Origin of the sequence: Streptomyces sp. NPDC012510 (genome assembly GCF_042955065.1) — a bacterium.
GTDB lineage: Bacteria > Actinomycetota > Actinomycetes > Streptomycetales > Streptomycetaceae > Streptomyces.
This window is the reverse complement of record NZ_JBIBEN010000009.1, coordinates 254,046-270,432: the sequence shown is the minus strand read 5'-3', so window position 1 is coordinate 270,432 and position 16,387 is coordinate 254,046. Positions and strand designations below refer to the sequence as shown.

General features: G+C 72.1%; 16 protein-coding genes. 10 read left to right on the top strand and 6 right to left on the bottom strand.

The window, feature by feature from the left end; all coding sequences use genetic code 11:
- Positions 1-64 precede the first annotated feature (64 nt).
- Entirely contained in the window at positions 65-550 is a 486-nt protein-coding gene (locus ACFY9I_RS19450; protein WP_391003214.1) for a hypothetical protein, read from the bottom strand.
- Between the two features lie 179 nt (positions 551-729).
- On the opposite strand from ACFY9I_RS19450, the gene ACFY9I_RS19445 reads away from it, so the two are divergent.
- Both ACFY9I_RS19445 and ACFY9I_RS19440 read left to right on the top strand, forming a co-directional pair.
- Complete coding sequence (locus ACFY9I_RS19445) at positions 730-2,106, top strand: FAD-dependent oxidoreductase (protein ID WP_391003119.1); 1,377 nt, start codon at positions 730-732, stop codon at positions 2,104-2,106.
- A gap of 138 nt (positions 2,107-2,244) precedes the next feature.
- Complete coding sequence (locus tag ACFY9I_RS19440) at positions 2,245-2,865, top strand: L-threonylcarbamoyladenylate synthase (protein WP_391003117.1); 621 nt, start codon at positions 2,245-2,247, stop codon at positions 2,863-2,865.
- A gap of 30 nt (positions 2,866-2,895) precedes the next feature.
- On the opposite strand, the gene ACFY9I_RS19435 is transcribed toward ACFY9I_RS19440, so the two are convergent.
- Positions 2,896-3,933 carry a DUF6745 domain-containing protein gene (locus ACFY9I_RS19435; RefSeq protein ID WP_391003115.1) on the bottom strand — a complete coding sequence of 346 codons (1,038 nt, stop codon included), beginning with the start codon at positions 3,931-3,933 and terminating at the stop codon, positions 2,896-2,898.
- 48 nt (positions 3,934-3,981) lie between these two features.
- Complete coding sequence (locus ACFY9I_RS19430; RefSeq protein ID WP_391003113.1) at positions 3,982-4,308, bottom strand: hypothetical protein; 327 nt, start codon at positions 4,306-4,308, stop codon at positions 3,982-3,984.
- 237 nt (positions 4,309-4,545) lie between these two features.
- Here ACFY9I_RS19430 and ACFY9I_RS19425 point away from each other — a divergent pair, with 237 nt between their 5' ends.
- From ACFY9I_RS19425 to ACFY9I_RS19405, 5 genes are all read left to right on the top strand, one after another.
- Positions 4,546-5,514, top strand: coding sequence for an STM4015 family protein (locus tag ACFY9I_RS19425; protein ID WP_391003111.1), 969 nt, complete (start codon positions 4,546-4,548; stop codon positions 5,512-5,514).
- Positions 5,515-5,556: 42 nt separating this feature from the next.
- On the top strand, positions 5,557-6,735 hold the full coding sequence (locus tag ACFY9I_RS19420; RefSeq protein ID WP_391003109.1) for an STM4014 family protein: 1,179 nt from the start codon (positions 5,557-5,559) through the stop codon (positions 6,733-6,735).
- A 211-nt stretch (positions 6,736-6,946) separates the two neighbouring features.
- Positions 6,947-7,753 carry an STM4013/SEN3800 family hydrolase gene (locus ACFY9I_RS19415; RefSeq protein WP_391003212.1) on the top strand — a complete coding sequence of 269 codons (807 nt, stop codon included), beginning with the start codon at positions 6,947-6,949 and terminating at the stop codon, positions 7,751-7,753.
- Entirely contained in the window at positions 7,750-9,111 is a 1,362-nt protein-coding gene (locus ACFY9I_RS19410; RefSeq protein ID WP_391003107.1) for an STM4012 family radical SAM protein, read from the top strand. Before ACFY9I_RS19415 ends, ACFY9I_RS19410 begins: the two co-directional genes overlap by 4 nt.
- Before the next feature lie 8 nt (positions 9,112-9,119).
- Complete coding sequence (locus ACFY9I_RS19405) at positions 9,120-9,998, top strand: STM4011 family radical SAM protein (RefSeq protein ID WP_391003105.1); 879 nt, start codon at positions 9,120-9,122, stop codon at positions 9,996-9,998.
- 18 nt (positions 9,999-10,016) lie between these two features.
- On the opposite strand, the gene ACFY9I_RS19400 is transcribed toward ACFY9I_RS19405, so the two are convergent.
- Together ACFY9I_RS19400 and ACFY9I_RS19395 are read right to left on the bottom strand one after the other, a co-directional pair.
- Positions 10,017-10,739: a response regulator gene (locus tag ACFY9I_RS19400; protein ID WP_391003103.1), complete on the bottom strand. Its 723-nt coding sequence runs from the start codon at positions 10,737-10,739 to the stop codon at positions 10,017-10,019.
- Complete coding sequence (locus ACFY9I_RS19395; RefSeq protein WP_391003101.1) at positions 10,736-12,382, bottom strand: ATP-binding protein; 1,647 nt, start codon at positions 12,380-12,382, stop codon at positions 10,736-10,738. The genes ACFY9I_RS19400 and ACFY9I_RS19395 overlap by 4 nt, the downstream gene beginning before the upstream one ends.
- A gap of 300 nt (positions 12,383-12,682) precedes the next feature.
- Here ACFY9I_RS19395 and ACFY9I_RS19390 point away from each other — a divergent pair, with 300 nt between their 5' ends.
- From ACFY9I_RS19390 to ACFY9I_RS19380, 3 genes are read left to right on the top strand one after another with little or no spacing between them, the layout of a single operon-like run.
- On the top strand, positions 12,683-13,666 hold the full coding sequence (locus ACFY9I_RS19390) for a tripartite tricarboxylate transporter substrate-binding protein (protein WP_391003100.1): 984 nt from the start codon (positions 12,683-12,685) through the stop codon (positions 13,664-13,666).
- Positions 13,663-14,208, top strand: a complete 546-nt coding sequence (locus ACFY9I_RS19385) for a tripartite tricarboxylate transporter TctB family protein (protein ID WP_391003098.1) — start codon at positions 13,663-13,665, stop codon at positions 14,206-14,208. Before ACFY9I_RS19390 ends, ACFY9I_RS19385 begins: the two co-directional genes overlap by 4 nt.
- A gap of 1 nt (position 14,209) precedes the next feature.
- Complete coding sequence (locus ACFY9I_RS19380) at positions 14,210-15,718, top strand: tripartite tricarboxylate transporter permease (protein ID WP_391003096.1); 1,509 nt, start codon at positions 14,210-14,212, stop codon at positions 15,716-15,718.
- 94 nt (positions 15,719-15,812) lie between these two features.
- Here ACFY9I_RS19380 and ACFY9I_RS19375 read toward each other — a convergent pair whose 3' ends face one another.
- On the bottom strand, positions 15,813-16,340 hold the full coding sequence (locus ACFY9I_RS19375) for a hypothetical protein (RefSeq protein WP_391003095.1): 528 nt from the start codon (positions 16,338-16,340) through the stop codon (positions 15,813-15,815).
- Positions 16,341-16,387: the final 47 nt, after the last annotated feature.

The window sequence follows — 16,387 nt, the reverse complement described above, 5'->3', positions numbered from 1 at the left end:
CCGCACGCGTGGGAAGGCGGCCCCGGCCGGGGCCGCCTTCCCACGCGTGTCGGCTGTGGGCGGGTCAGATACGGCCGCCCGTGAGGCGGGTGAGCGGCCCGTGCAGATGGCGTTCGGAGCGGCGGCCGGCCGCGTAGGAGGCGGCGGTCAGGACGGTCAGGCCCGCGCCCACACCGGCCGCGACCAGCTTGCGGTGGGCGATGACGGTCATGGCCGTCTTCGCGGTGGCGGCGACCTGGCCGGAGGCCTGGACGACCGCCTGGCGGCCCGCCTCGACGCCCTTGACCGCGCTGTGCACGGCGCTGTTCGTGCTGTCGACCGCGCGCTTGGTCGTGTCGGCCGCGCGTCCGGCACCGGTCTTGGCGGACGAGGTCACGTCGTCCATCGTGATCGCGGCCGTCTTCGCGGACCGACTGGCAGGGGCCGTCGCCTTGGTGGTCGTCCGGCGCGCCTTGGCCGCGGCCGTCTCGGCGGACGCGGAGTTCTCGTGGGAGTCCTTGTTCGGTCGAGTCATGGAAACCGCGTTGCCGTTCGGCGCCCTCGCAAACACATCCGCGTCGTGGGCCGTCCTGAGGGCCGCCCGCACCGCTCCCCTGCCGTCCACCCATTCCCACCCATGGCATAAGATCGCTTTATGAGGTCATAGACCCGACCCGCGTACCTGGTAAGGGTTGCCTTAGTTTAGGGTTGCCGACGAGTCGCCTGTCACCGCTCGAAGGGAACCTGAACATGCCCCGCCCTCTGCGGGTAGCCATTGTCGGAGCCGGACCCGCCGGGATCTACGCCGCCGACGCGCTGCTGAAGTCCGACGTGGCCACCGAGCCCGGTGTGTCCATCGACCTCTACGAGCGGATGCCGGCCCCGTTCGGACTGATCCGTTACGGCGTGGCCCCCGACCACCCCCGCATCAAGGGCATCATCACCGCCCTGCACCAGGTGCTCGACAAGCCGCAGATCCGTCTCTTCGGCAACGTCGACTACCCGACGGACATCAACCTGGACGATCTGCGCGCCTTCTACGACGCCGTGATCTTCTCCACGGGCGCCACGGCCGACCGCGCGCTCGACATCCCCGGCATCGGCCTCGAAGGCTCCTACGGCGCGGCCGACTTCGTCTCCTGGTACGACGGCCACCCGGACGTCCCGCGCACCTGGCCCCTGGAGGCCGAGAAGGTCGCCGTGCTCGGTGTCGGCAACGTGGCGCTCGACGTGGCCCGCGTCCTCGCCAAGACGGCCGACGAACTGCTGCCGACCGAGATCCCGGCGAACGTCTACGAGGGCCTGAAGGCCAACAAGGCGCTGGAGATCCACGTTTTCGGCCGCCGTGGCCCGGCGCAGGCGAAGTTCTCCCCGATGGAGCTGCGGGAGCTGGACCACTCCCCCACCATCGAGGTCATCGTCGACCCCGAGGACATCGACTACGACGAGGGCTCCATCGCGACCCGGCGGGGCAACAAGCAGGCCGACATGGTCGCCAAGACCCTGGAGAACTGGGCGATCCGCGACGTCGGCGACCGCCCGCACAAACTGTTCCTGCACTTCTTCGAGTCGCCCACCGAGATCCTCGGCGAGGACGGCAAGGTCGTCGGCCTGCGCACCGAGCGCACCGCCCTGGACGGCACCGGCAACGTCAAGGGCACCGGCGAGTTCAAGGACTGGGACGTCACCGGCGTCTACCGCGCGGTCGGCTACCTCTCGGACAAGCTGCCCAAGCTGCCCTGGGACGTCGAGTCGGGCACCGTCCCGGACAAGGGCGGCCGGGTCATCGAGGAGACCGGCGCGCACCTGCAGTCGACGTATGTCACCGGATGGATCCGGCGAGGTCCCGTGGGCCTCATCGGGCACACCAAGGGCGACGCCAACGAGACCGTCGCCAACCTGCTGGACGACTTCGCGAACGGGCGGCTGCACGAGCCCTCCGCGCCCGCCCCGGAGGCCGTAGACGCCTTCCTCGCGGAGCGGGAGGTGCGCTTCACGACGTGGGAGGGCTGGTACAAGCTCGACGCCGCGGAGAAGGCGCTGGGTGAGCCGCAGGGTCGTGAGCGCGTGAAGATCGTCGAGCGTGAGGACATGCTGCGGGCCAGCGGAAGCGCTCCGCTGGGTTAGGCGGCCGGGGAGCGGGGACTGCCGGCCGTCCCGAGCCGCGGCTTTCGTCGTGGCTGGTCGCGCAGTTCCCCGCGCCCCTTCGGGGGGCCTGCGGCCCCATCACAGGAGTCCGGCCCCTCCAAGGCATAGGCTCGGGCAATGGCCAAGTACTACGACGTCCACCCCGACAATCCCCAGCCGCGTGCCATCGGTCAGGTGGCCGACAGCATCCGTCAGGGTGGGCTCATCGCGTATCCGACGGACTCCTGTTTCGCGCTGGGGTGCCAGCTGGGCAGTCGTGACGGCATCGAACGGATCCGTTCGATCCGGCGGCTCGACGACCGTCACCACTTCACCCTCGTGTGCGAGAACTTCGCGCAGCTGGGCCAGTTCGTGCACGTCGACAACGACGTGTTCCGCGCCGTGAAGGCGTCGACGCCCGGCAGTTACACCTTCATCCTCCCCGCGACGAGGGAGGTGCCCCGCAAGCTCCTCCACCCCAAGAAGAAGACCGTCGGTGTGCGCATCCCCGACCACCGGGTGACCCAGGCCCTGCTCGCCGAGCTGGGCGAGCCACTCGTCTCCAGCACGCTGCTGCTGCCCGACGAGGAGGAGCCGCTGACCCAGGGCTGGGAGATCAAGGAGCGCCTGGACTACCTGGTCGACGCGGTGGTGGACTCCGGGGACTGCGGGACCGAGCCGACGACGGTCATCGACTTCTCCAGCGGCGAGGCCGAGATCATCCGCAAGGGCGCCGGGGACACCGCACGGTTCGAGTGACGCGGGGGCGTCGGTGGCGTCGGTGGTCGCTCAGGTCTGCCGCAGCGGCTCGTAGGCCTCGGCGCTCAGACCGAACGTCCAGGCCACTCCCTCGCGGGCCGTGGTGGTCGTGGGCGGTACCCGCAGCCAGTAGGTACGGCTCGTGCCGTCCGGCTCCGGCGTGGAGTTGACGACCTCCACCATGACCACGTCCTCGTCGCCCGGCAGGGATATCCGCCAGAGCACACCCGTCTCGTCGCGGTGCACCGGCCGCGCCCCGGACTCCTCCAGGTAGCGGTCGTAGCCGTAGTACTCGAGCATCACACGGCGCAGCTCGGCGTTCTCCTCCTGCCGGATCTCCGCGGGCGTCAACGTGCCCAGCCGGTCGAGGAACGCGCCGGGGACGGGCAGCCCGCGCCAGGCGTGCAGGGCGAAGCCGTCGGCGTAGGCGAGCGCCGGGCCGTCACCCCGGTCCAGGCGGCCCGCCTCGTCGCGGTGCAGTTCCTGGGGCCGTTCGACGACGACCGCGACGTGTTCGTACGGCCACCACCAGCCGGCCGTGCGGGCCACCTCGGTCAGTCCGTCCAGGCACGAGGCGGTGTCCGACGCCGTGTCGAGGGCGGCCAGCCAGGCCGCGTCGTGCTGGCCGAGGACGGCGTCCAGCAGGAGGAGCCGGACGCGGGTCTCCTCCTTGCGGTCGGCGGGCGCCAGGGCCTCGACGATGCCGGTGCGGACGCGGTCGACGAGCGGCCGGGTCGTCTCCCAGAGGTCGGCGCCCGTGGCCCGCCAGCGGTCGCTCCAGCCGGTGGGGCCCAGCCGGGTGTGCAGCCGGTCGCGTTCGGCTGCGACGGGTCTGGTGCGGACCGTGTCGCGGACGCTCGCGCCGGGCGCCGGCAGTACCTCGCCGTCCTGCGTCGGTGCTCCCGACAGCAGCCGTACGGCTTCGAGGGGCGAGCGGGCCCACACGATCCGCTCGGGCTCCCGCAGCCCCGCCCGCCGGTAGGCGAGCCGGACACCCGCCTCGGCGCGCGTCCGGTCGACCGCTCCGGTGGCCGCCGCCACCGCCCTCCAACTCGCCTGCTCCGTCACGCTGTTCCTCCTTGTCGTCGTACCCGTTGCCGCCCGTCCGCCGCCGTGTCAGTCCGCGACGATCCGGACCGAGCCCGGTACGTACTCCCGCTGCCGTACGACCCGGTACCAGCCCTTGGGCAGGGAGATGGCCGCGTGCTCCTCGTGGACGACGCGGGCGCCCTCCGGAACGTGCAGCAGCATCGGGCCGAAGGCGCCCGCCTCGCGGACGAGGCGGCCGGGGCCGACCACGGCGTGCGCGTGGCCGGTGACCTCGCCGAGGGCGAGGACGAGCCGGCCGCGTCCGTCGCGCGGCTCCGACGTGGCGTCGAGCGCGCCGCCGGGCACGGCGCTCTCGGCCAACGGCACGATGAGGACGTCTCCTTGCCGGTACATGGGTCTCCCTCCGGTCGGGCACTCGCTGTGCCACGAGAAGACCGTAGGGGCGGCCACTGACAATCGGCCGCGCACGACTGTTCGTCCACAGGACAGGGGTCCGCCTCACGCGTTGTCAGTGGGACTTGGTAGAACTCCCCTACCGGCGGCGCTGTGGGCGCTCCCGGTGCGCAACGGGCGGGCCGTGCGGGGACTCGGCCGTCGCCCACGGACATGGAGCGAAGGGGCGGGGCACATATGACCATCGGGAGCCATCTGGAGGAGTTCCACGACCTGCCGGTGCACGAGTTCCCCCCCGGTGTGGAGGGGCCGGAGGACGCCGGGGACCTGCCCGCTCCCGAGTCGGTGGCCTGGCGGGTCGCGGTGGACGCGTACGACAGCGAGGAGCCGTGGGAGGACGCGTTCGCCCGGTTCGTCGCCTCCGTCGACACCACGAAGGTGCGGGCGCTCATCGTCGGGGCCTGGCGCGATGTCTTCGAGACCGGCCCCGCGAAGATCGTCGAGGCCCTGGTCGCGGCCAAGGACCGGCTGCCGGCGCTGCGTGCCCTGTTCCTCGGCGACATCGTGATGGAGCAGTGCGAGATCTCCTGGATCAACCAGGGCGATGTGAGCCCCCTGCTGAAGACCTTCACCGAGCTGGAGGAGTTCGGCGTGCGCGGCGGTAGCTACCTCGTCTTCCCCGCCGTCCGGCACGAGAAGTTGCGGACGCTGACTGTCGAGACCGGTGGTATGCCCGCCGAGGCGGTCAGGGGCGTGGCGGCCAGTGACCTGCCGGCTCTCGTGCATTTGGACTTGTGGCTGGGTACCTCCGAGTACGGCGGCACCGCCGAGGTGGCCGACCTGGCGCCGATCCTCGCGGGCACCCGGCTGCCGGCGCTCAGACATCTGGCGCTGCGCAACAGCGAGATGCAGGACGACATCTGTGCGGCGCTGGCCTCCGCCCCGGTGGTGGCTCGTCTCGACGTCCTCGACGTGTCGATGGGCGTCCTCACCGACGACGGCGCGACCGCGCTGCTCACGGGCCAGCCGCTCACCCACCTCACCACGCTGGACCTGCACCACAACTACCTCAGCGCGGCGATACGCGACCGCCTCCGGGACTCCCTGGAGGCCGAGGGCGTCCAGGTCGACGTGGACGCCGACGACGCCGAGTCGGACGAGGAGGAGGACGGCACGGTGTGGCGCTTCGTCGCGGTCGGCGAGTGAGCGCGTAGGCACGGTACGGGGGTTCGAGTGAGGGGGGTCGGTATGCCCGGTTGGACCGGTGCGGTGGGTGCGGGGCCCGGACCGCACAGGTGGGTGGTCGTCGGGAACGGGGAGAACCGGCGGGTCGGGCTGTTCGTCGCGGCGGCCGAGGCGGCCGGCCTCGGCACGCCCCGGGTCGTGGAGTGGCGGGACGTGCTGCGCGACGGCGGCCACGATTTCGCCGACGACGAGGTCGTACGGCTGGACTCGCCGGGCGAGAACGCCGAGGTGGACCGGCTGCTGCGGGACGTCGACGACCCGACGCGGGTGGAGGGGTCGGGAACCTGGTACGCCCGTCTCCTGGACGCTGTGGGGTCGTTGCGGGGCGGGGTGCGGCTGGACGATCCGGCTGATCTGGCGGTGCTGTTCGACAAGCGTCTGTGCCATGCCCGGCTCGATGCGGCGGGGGTCCCCGTGCCGCCGTCACCCACCTCGGGCCGGGTGCGCCCGGTGCGCGGCTGGGTCGACGTACGGGCGGCGATGCGGGACCACGGCATGCCGCGTGTCTTCGTGAAGCCGGCCCACGGGTCCTCAGCGTCCGGTGTGCTGGCCGTCGAGACGTCGACGGGCGGGCGGATCAGGGCCACCACCTCGGTGGAGGTGGCCGCCGACGGCCGGCTGCGCACCCCGCCGCGGCTGCACAACTCCCTGCGGGTCCGGCGCTACACGGACGAGCGGGAGATCGCCTGCATCGTCGACGCCCTCGCCGTCGACGGTCTGCACATCGAGCGCTGGCTGCCGAAGGCGTCCGCGCACGGCAGATCCGCCGATCTGCGGGTCCTGGTCGTGGCGGGCCGGGCCACGCACGCGGTCGTGCGCACCAGCCGTTTCCCCCTGACCAATCTCCATCTCGGCGGGGTGCGGGGCGACCTGGGGGCGGTCGTGGACGCGGCGGGCGTCGACCGCTGGCGGCAGGCGCTAGACATCTGCGAGCGGGCCGCCGCCTGCTTCCCGGGCACGCTCTGTGTCGGAGTGGACCTGCTGCCGGCGATCGGCTGGCGCCGGTTCGCCGTCGGTGAGGTCAACGCGTTCGGCGATCTGCTGCCCCGGCTGACCGGTCTGCCGGGCGGCCCGGCGGAGGGCCTGGACACCTACGCGGCGCAGCTCGCGGCGGCACGGAGCGCACTGCTCCGGACCCCCTCGCACCGCCCCTCGGCAAGGAAAGACCATGCACCCTTCTGACCCCACCGAACCGACGGCCCCGGCCGCCCCGGACGCCCCGGACGCCCGTGCCGACCCGGGCGACCCGACCGACCCGGACGACCCGGCCATTCCGACCGACCCAGGCGGCCCGACCGACCCGACCGACCCGGCCGATCCGGCCGACCCAGGCGACCGTGCCGACCCGACCGACGCGGCCCGGCGGTCTTCGTCGGGAGGCCTGGAGCCCGACATGAACGAGGTCGTGGGCCGTGACGACCTGTTGCTGCTCACCCTCGACACCCTGCGGTACGACGTGGCCGTGCGGCTCGCGGCGGAGGGCCGGCTGCCGAACCTGACCGCCCGTCTGCCGGGCGGCACCTGGGAGAAGCGGCACGCACCGGGGAGCTTCACCTACGCCTCGCACCAGGCGATGTTCGCGGGCTTCCTGCCGACCCCGGCGGCCCCGGGACCGCACCCCCGGCTCTTCGCCGGCCGGTTCGCCGGCAGTGAGACCACCGCCGGGCGCACCTTCGTCTTCGACAGCCCCGACCTGGTGTCAGCGCTCGCGGAACGCGGCTATCGCACGGTGTGCGTCGGCGGCGTCGGGTTCTTCAACAGACAGGGCGCGCTCGGCAGCGTCCTTCCGGGCCTGTTCCAGGAGAGCCACTGGGAGCCGGAGTTCTCCGTGGCGTCACCGACCTCCTTCGAGTCCCAGGTGGCCCGCGCCGAGCAGATCGTGGCCGAACTGCCCGCCCAGCAGCGGCTGTTCCTGTTCCTCAATGCCTCGGCGCTGCACCAGCCCAACTGGTTCCACCTGCCGGGCGCCACCCGCGAGGCCGGCGACAGCCTGATCACGCACGCGGCGGCCCTGGAGTACATCGACCGGCACGTCGGACGGCTCTTCACCGCGATGAGCTCGCGCCGCCGCTGCTTCGCCGTCGTCTGCTCCGACCACGGGACCACGTACGGCGAGGACGGGTACACCGGGCACCGTCTCGGCCACGAAGCCGTGTGGACCGTCCCCTACAGCCACTTCTTCCTGGAGCCGTCCGTATGACCACCGCAGCCGCCACCGCCGGCACCGCTCACCCGCCGCCGCGGCCCTACCAGCACTACGTCTACGCCTACCCGCACAAGACGGCCTACCGGAAGCTGCCCGACAGCCCGCTCCTGGGGGACCTGTGGGCCGGGGAGTCCAGGCAGGCACTCTCGCTGTACGCGCACATACCGTTCTGTGAGGTCCGCTGCGGCTTCTGCAACCTCTTCACCCGGATCGGCGCGCCCGACGGGCTGACCGGCCGCTATCTCGACGCTCTCGAACGGCAGGCGGTCGCCGTGCGGGAGGCGCTCGGGGACGCCGAGCCGGTGCGGTTCGCGAACGCCGCGTTCGGCGGGGGGACGCCCACCTATCTGGAGGCCGCCGAACTGGAGCGGCTGTGCGACATCGCCGAGCGGCACATGGGCGCCGACCTGCGGGTCATCCCGTTGTCGGTGGAGGCCTCGCCCGCCACGGCGACGGCCGACCGGCTGACCGTCCTGGCCGAGCGGGGCACCACACGGCTGAGCCTGGGCGTGCAGAGCTTCGTGGAGGCGGAGGCACGTGCGGCGGTACGACCGCAGCGGCGGTCCGACGTGGAGGCGGCGCTGTCACGCGTCCGCGACACCGGTGTACCGGTCCTCAACATCGACCTGATCTACGGCATCGACGGCCAGACGGCGGCGACCTGGCGGCTGTCCCTGGACGCGGCCCTCGCCTGGCGGCCCGAGGAGATCTACCTCTATCCGCTGTACGTACGGCCGTTGACGGGGCTGGGCCGCCACGCCGACCCGGCGGTCGCGGACCGTGACTGGGACGAGGCACGGCTGCGTCGCTACCGCGAGGGCCGGGACCATCTGCTGGCGCGGGGCTACGAGCAGGTGTCCATGCGGATGTTCCGCCGCGCGGACGCTCCGCCGCAGGGCCCCGACGACTACGCCTGCCAGACCGACGGCATGATCGGGCTCGGCTGCGGCGCCCGTTCGTACACCTCGACGTTGCACTACTCCTTCGACTACGCGGTCGACATGCGGGAGATCCGGGGCATCATCGACGACTACACCGCCACGGAGGACTTCGGCCGGGCCGTGCACGGCCGCGAGGTCGACGAGGACGAGGCGCGACGCCGCCATCTGCTGCAGTCGCTGCTCCAGGCGCGGGGGCTGCCGGTGGCGGACTACCGGCGGCGGTTCGGGTCGGACCCGTACGCGGACTTCCCCGAGGAACTGGAGCGGTTGGCCTCGCGCGGCTGGCTGGTGGAGTCGGGCGACGGGCTGCTGAGGCTGTCCGCCGAGGGGCTGGCCCACTCGGACGCCATCGGTCCCTGCTTCTTCTCCCCCGCCGTGCGGGCCGCGATGGCCGCCTACGAGGCGAAGTGACGGCACCCATGGACCTGACGCTCCTCTACCGGGGCCCGCTCGCCTCCTGTGACTACGACTGCCCCTACTGCCCGTTCGCCAAGCGCCGCGACTCGACGGAGCAGTTGCGGGCCGACCGCGCGGCCCTGGACCGTTTCACCACGTGGGCGCGGGCGGGGACCGAGGACCGGCTCTCGGTGCTCTTCACACCGTGGGGCGAGGGGCTGGTGCGCTCCTGGTACCGGCGGGCTCTGGTCGACCTCTCGCACGAGCCGCACATCGACCGGGTGGCGATCCAGACGAACCTGAGCTGCCGCACGGAGTGGCTGGCGCAGGCGGATCCCGACACGCTGGCGCTGTGGTGCACGTACCACCCCGGACAGACCCCGTACGAACGGTTCCTGGGCAAGACGCGACGGCTGGCCGCGATGGGGATCCGCTTCAGTGTGGGGATCGTCGGGCTTCCCGAGCATCTGGAGCACGCCCGCCGGCTGCGCGGGGCGCTTCCGGAGCAGGTGTACCTGTGGGTGAACGCGGCCGACGGGCACACGTACACCGACGAGGAGGCGGCGGTGTGGAGCGAGGTGGACCCGCTGTTCCCCTTCAGCCGGCATCCGCACCGCTCGGCGGGCCGCGCGTGCCGGACCGGTTCGACGGTCGTGTCGGTGGACGGCGAGGGCACGGTACGGCGCTGCCACTTCGTCAGGGCCGAACTCGGCAACCTCTACGACGGTTCCTTCCGCGCGGCGCTCGCTCCGCGCCCCTGCCCGCTGGCCGTCTGCGACTGCCACATCGGCTACGTCCACCTGGAGACGCTCCCGCTGTACGACGTCTTCGCCGGAGGCGTCCTGGAACGCGTACCGACCGAGCGGGCACGACGCGGTCTTCCCCCCACCCGCCGGCCGTAGCGGCCCTCCTCGCCCTCCTCACACCCGCCAGCTGTAGCGGCGCTCGGGCCGCCCCGCCACCCCGTAGCGCAGGGACACGTCCGCGCTGCCGGTGCTGTGGAAGTACTCCAGGTAGCGGCGGGCGCTGACCCGGGAGATGCCGGTGAGGGTGGCGCACTCGGTGGCGGAGAGGGTGCCGTCGGCGCCGCGGAGAGTGCCCTCGATCAGCTCGGCGGTCTCGACGCTCATGCCCTTGGGCAGGGCCCCGGCCGTGGAGGCGGGCGCGGCGGCTCCGGCGAGGACGCGGTCGACGTCGGCCTGGCCGCGTACGACGGTGGTGAGCAGCCGGCCGCGCTGGGCGGCGTACCGCTGCAGCCGGGATTGCAGCTCCTCGAACTCGAAGGGCTTGAGGAGGTAGTCGACGACACCGTGGCGGACCGCGCCGCGCACGCTGTCAGCCTCCCGCGCCGCGCTGATGACCATGACGTCGCAGTCATGGCCGGCGGTGCGCAGCCGGGGTATGACGTCGAGGCCGAAGCCGTCGGGAAGGTAGAGGTCCAGCAGGACCAGGTCGGGGCGCAGCTCGTCGACCGCCGCGACCGCCTGTTCGCCGGTGCTGGCGACCCCGACGACGCGGAACGGCTCGACGCGTTCGACGAAGGTGCGGTGGACCCGGGCCACCATGAAGTCGTCGTCGACCACGAGCACGTCGATCGTGCCGGGCGGGCTGCAGGTACCGGACGGTCTGCTCGTGCCGGTCATGGTGTCGCTCCTTCCGCCACCGCGTCGGCGAGGTGGCTGACGGTCATGCGGGCGGTGAACATGGCCCCGTCGGGGGTGTTGGTCACCGAGATCTCACCGCCGTGCCGTTCGCAGACGAGGCGGGTGAGGGCCAGGCCGATCCCGCGTTCGCCTTCCCGCGCGGCCTTGGTGGTGAAACCGTGGGAGAAGACCTCACGGGCGAGTTCGGGGGCCACTCCGGGGCCCGAGTCACGCACGACGATCTCCACGCTGGAGGCGTCCTGGCGCAGTTCCACCTCGACCCAGGCCTCCCGGCCGGCGGCGGGGCTCCAGGGCTCGTTGCCGTCGGGCGCGGTCGTGGTGGCGGCCGCGTCCACCGCGTTGTCGACGAGGTTGCCGACCACGGTCGCCACGTCGGCGGCGTCCTCCGGGGCGAGCCGGTCGAGCGCGGTGTCGTCCGAGATCCGCAGGGTGACCCGGCGTTCGGCGGCCAGGGACGTCTTCGCCGTCAGCAGGGCGGCCACGGCGGTGTCGCGGACGCGGCGGCTGAGGGTGACGTCGAGGGAGTGGCGGTGCCGGCTCAGCGCGCGGATGTAGTGGACGACCTCGTCCTGCTCGCCGATCTGGATGAGACCGGAGATGGTGTGCAGCTGGTTGGCGAACTCGTGGGCCTGGGCGCGCAGCAGTTCGGAGGAGCTGCGGAAGGAGCCGATCTCGCGTTCCAGGCGGGACAGCTCGGTGCGGTCCCGCAGGGTGGTGACCGAACCGAGGTGGCGGCCGTCCTTGGTGACGGTCATCCGGTTCATGACCAGGACCCGGCCCCGGCGTATGACGACCTCGTCGCGCTTGTCGGACCCCTCTTCCTGCGCCGCTCCCACCAGGACGTCCCGCAGCCGTCCCTCGATGCCGAGGTCGGCGAGGCTCTTGCCGACGCAGTCCTCGGGGAGGTCGAGCAGGCGTCGCCCCATCTCGTTGACGAGGGTGAGCCGGTGGTGCGGGTCCAGGGCGATCACGCCCTCGGCGATGCCGTACAGCATGGCCTCGCGGTGTTCGGCGAGGCCGGCGATCTCCTGGGGCTCCAGGCCGAGGGTCTGCCGTTTGACGCGCCGGGCCAGCAGCCAGGAGCCGACGAGGCCGAGGCCGCTGGCGATGCCGAGGTAGGCGAGGAGGTAGGAGGAGGCTCCGCTGAGGCGCTGCCACACGGTCGGGGAGGCCTCGCCGATCATCACCGTGCCCAGGAGGCGGCCGAGGTTGTCGTCGGTCGTGGCGCCGAGCACGGGGACCTGGGCAACGAGTTCGCGGTTGCCGTCCAGGGTGAGCGCGCCGGACCAGCCGCGTCCCGCCTCGGCGCCCTCGCCCCTCGGCAGCGCGTCGCCGATCGCGGTGGGGTCGGTGGAGCTGACGATCCGGCCGTCGGCGTCGGCGACCGTGACCGAGGTCACTCCCGACTGGGTCTGGGTGGAGTTCACCAGGGGTGCCAGCGCTTCGGGCGCCACGGGCCGGGCGAGCCGGTCGCGGATGAGGGGATTGGCGGCGAGCTGCTCGGCGAGCGCGGTGACCCGGCGGCCCTCGACCCGGTTGAAGGTCGCGGCGGACTGGGTGAGCGAGACCGCAGCGACCGCCAGCAGCACCACCACGACGATGGCGAGCTGGAGGACCAGCATCTCGCCTGCGAGGGTATGGCGACGGAACACCACGACGGACTCTTCTCTCGTGCCGACACTACGTCGGGCGGCTCAGGCGCCGGCTTGTGCGGTGGGTCGCACAATCATGGCGCCCGGGTCCGGTCAGGAAAAGAGACGTGTGGGGGACGTGCCCATAAGGTGACAGGGCCCGTGACCACAACGACCACAACCTCCGTTGCTTCCGCAAGTGCGGCAGGCCCGCCCCTCGTGGGCACGATGTGTCCCAGGTCACCCTTCCCCCCTCGAACCCCTCGACCCGACCGACAGGTGGTGGCATTCGTGCGACTGCGCACTCCCCTCGCCCTGCTCGGGGCCGCCGTGCTGCTGCTGGTGGGACCGCCGCTGCTGACCACCGGCAGCGGCACCGGGGCGGGCACCCAGATCCCGGGCCTGCGCTTCATGGTGCCGAACACGCCCGGTGGCGGTTACGACATCACGGCCCGGACGGCCGCGAAGAACGCCGAGGACGCCGGGCTCACCCACAACATCGAGGTCTTCAACCTGCCGGGCGCCGGCGGCACGGTCGGTCTGAGCCGGCTGGTGAGCGAGCACGGCAACGGCAAGCTCGCGATGTCGATGGGGCTCGGCGTCGTGGGCGCCGTCCGCTCCAACGACGCGCCGAAGACCCTGGCCGACACCACGCCGATCGCCCGCCTCACCGAGGAGCAGGACGTCGTGGTGGTCGCCAAGGACTCGCCGTACAAGACGATCGACCAGCTCGTCGGGGCGTGGAAGGAGGACCCGGGCAAACTGCCGGTGGGCGGTGGGTCGGCGCCGGGCGGGCCCGACCATCTGGCGCCGATGCTGATGGCCGAGGCCGCGGGGATCTCGCCGAAGGACGTCAACTACATCCCCTTCGACGGCGGCGGTGAGCTGCTCGCCTCGATCCTGGGCGACAAGGTCGCCTTCGGGGTCTCCGGGGTCGGCGAGTACCTGGACCAGATCAGGGCGGGCGAGCTGCGGCTGCTCGCGGTGACCGGCCCGGAGCGGGTCGACGGGCTGGACGCGCCGACCCTCCAGGAGGCGGGTTACGACGTGAACTTCACCAACTGGCGCGGCATCGTCGCGCCCCCCGGGCTCACCGAGGCCGAGCGGGACAAGCTCACCCGGCTGATCGAGGAGCTGCACGGCTCGAAGGAGTGGCAGCAGTCGATGAAGCAGAACGGCTGGGACGACGCCTTCCTCACCGGCGACGAGTTCGGCGCGTTCCTGGACGCCCAGGACCGGCGCGTGGTGTCGGTGCTGAAGGAGCTGGGCCTGTGACGACGGACACGGACACCACCGGCACTCCCCCGGCGCCCTCCGCCGAGCGCCGCTCCTGGTTGCGCGACCACTCCGAGCTCGGCGTCTGCGTGCTGCTGATGGCGCTCGGCGTCCTGGTCCTGACCGACGCGCTCACGATGGACGTCGACATCGCTCAGCGTGGTCCCGTGAGCCCGAGGACGGTGCCGATCGTGGTCGGCGCCGGCCTGCTGCTGGTCGCCGCCCTGCTCGCCGTGGACGTGCTGCGCGGCGGCCGGGGCCAGGCGGAGACCGGGGAGGACATCGACCTGTCCGAGCCCGCCGACTGGCGCACGGTGCTCCTGCTCACCGGGGTGTTCCTGGGCGCGGCCGTCCTGATCGAACCGCTCGGCTTCCCCATAGCGGGGGCCCTGCTCTTCTGGGGTGCGGCCTTCGCGCTCGGCAGTCGTCGCCTCGACCGTGATCCGCTCATCGCCGCCGTCATCTCCCTGGTCACCTACGCGGTCTTCAACAACCTGCTCGGGGTGCCGCTGCCCGGCGGTCCGCTGATGGAGGTGCTGTGACATGGACGCCCTCACCTCACTCCTCGACGGTTTCGGTACGGCCCTGACCCCGATCAACATGCTGTGGGCCGCGATAGGCGTCCTGCTGGGCACGGCGATCGGTGTGCTGCCCGGTATCGGCCCGGCGATGGCGGTCGCGCTGCTGCTGCCGGTGACGTACGGGCTGAACCCCGTCGGCGCGTTCATCATGTTCGCGGGCATCTACTACGGCGCGATGTTCGGCGGTTCCACCACCTCGATCCTCCTCAACACCCCCGGTGAGAGCGCCGCCGTGGTCGCGGCCATGGAGGGCAACCCGATGGCGAAGTCGGGGCGCGGCGCGCAGGCCCTGGCGGCCGCCGCCATCGGGCACTTCGCAGGCGGCATGGTCGGCACGATCCTGCTGGTGGCGCTCGCCCCGACGGTCGCGGAGCTGGCCGTGGACATCGGCGCCCCGGACTACTTCGCGATCATGGTCCTGGCGTTCATCGCCGTGACGTCCGTCCTCGGCTCGTCCCGCGTCCGAGGGCTCGCCTCCCTGCTGATCGGTCTGACGATCGGCCTGGTGGGCCTGGACCAGATGACGGGCCAGCAGCGCCTGACCTTCGGGTCCCTCCAGCTCGCCGACGGCGTCGACGTGGTGATCGTCGCGGTCGGTCTCTTCGCCATCGGCGAGGCCCTGTGGGTCGCCGCCCATCTGCGGCGCCGGCCGGCGGAGCCGATCCCGGTGGGCAGGCCGTGGCTCGGGCGCAGCGATGTGAAGCGGACCTGGAAGTCATGGGTGCGGGGCCCGTTCATCGGCTTCCCGTTCGGAGCGATCCCGGCGGGCGGCGCCGAGATCCCCACGTTCCTGTCGTACGTCACCGAGAAGCGGCTGTCGAAGCACAAGGAGGAGTGGGGCAAGGGCGCCATCGAGGGCGTCGCGGGCCCGGAATCGGCGGCATCGGCCTCGGCGGCGGGCACCCTCGTCTCCATGCTCACCCTCGGCCTGCCCACCACTGCGGTCGCGGCGGTCATGCTGGCCGCCTTCCAGCAGTACGGCATCCAGCCGGGCCCCCTGCTCTTCGAACGCGAGCCCGACCTGGTGTGGGGCCTGATCGCCTCGCTCTTCGTCGGCATGGTGCTGCTGCTGGCGCTCAACCTGCCCCTGGCCCCGCTGTGGGCGAAGTTGCTGCGCATCCCGAGGCCGTATCTCTACGCGGGGATCCTCTTCTTCGCGGCGTTCGGCGCGTACGCGGTCGGCGGCGAGGTGATCGACCTGGTGATCCTGCTGGTCATCGGCTTGATCGGGTTCGGTATGCGCCGCTACGGCCTGCCGGTGCTGCCCGCCGTCATCGGCGTCATCCTCGGCCCCAACGCCGAGCGACAACTGCGACGGGCCCTGCAGATCAGCGACGGCAGTGTCTCGGGTCTGGTGAACACGCCGTTCGCGGTGACGGTGTACGTGATCGTCGCGGTGCTGCTGGCCTGGCCGCTGCTGAAGCGGCTGGTGACCCGCGACCGCGACCGCACACCCGCCGGGACCGGGTGAGCCGCACCTCGCTGCTCGGCCCGCTGTGGTCCGGGGGCGCCTACCGCTCCGCGCTCAGCCCGGCGCGGCAGGCGTGGAGCGCACCTCGGCACGCTCAGCCCGCCGCGCCCCGCTCCGCCTCCTCGTGCAGGAACGCGCTGATCTGCCCGGCGATGCCCTCCCGGCCCGCGCCGCCCGCCGGGTCGAGGAGGTCCTCGTCGACGTCGATGCCGCCGGACCACAGATACCGCTCGGTCCACTCCTCGTCGGCGCGGAGCTGCACCTGGATGTCCAACTGGGTGAGGTGGGCCTCGGGCGCGGCGGCGTACAGGACGGCGGTGGCGCGGCGCAGGGGGTAGAGGTCGAAGCCCTCGATGAACCGGGAGTTGCGCCAGTCGAGGAAGGCGCTCTCCCCGTCGGGCCCGGTGCGGATGTCGAGCTGGCCGTCCTCCAGATGGAGGCCGACCTGTTCGGCGCCCCGGTTCTCCACCGTCACCCGGAACCGAAAGTAGGTCAGGCCCTCGGCGGCGTCGTCGCGTCCCCGTGGGGGTTCCGCGCACTCCACGCCGTGGACGCGCACGCGCAGGCCGGCCAGCTCGCCGTCGTACTCCTGCCAGTCCCCGATCACGTTGGGCTCGCGCACCGTCCACCTCTCCACATCGGCGGGACACCTCCCGCGTTCGCGCGCAC